The sequence below is a fragment of the Methylobacterium sp. D48H genome (assembly GCF_053345715.1).
On sequence record NZ_JBKFAP010000237.1, the window covers coordinates 1 to 255 of the forward strand.

Sequence of the window (255 nt, forward strand, 5' to 3'; positions counted from 1 at the left end):
TGGAGTACGAGACGCAGAACCGTCACTACGCGCACGTGGACTGCCCCGGCCACGCCGACTACGTGAAGAACATGATCACGGGCGCGGCGCAGATGGACGGCGCGATCCTGGTGGTGTCGGCGGCCGACGGCCCGATGCCGCAGACCCGCGAGCACATCCTGCTGGCCCGCCAGGTCGGCGTCCCGGCGCTGGTGGTGTTCCTCAACAAGGTCGACATGGTCGACGACGAGGAGCTCTTGGAGCTGGTCGAGCTGG

The 255-nt window shown here is 67.8% G+C and carries 1 protein-coding gene; it reads left to right on the plus strand.

Annotated elements, in window-relative coordinates; translation table 11 throughout:
* Positions 1-255 (plus strand): GTP-binding protein (locus ACLBX8_RS32290; RefSeq protein WP_447716483.1); only part of this gene is annotated, 255 nt, incomplete at both ends.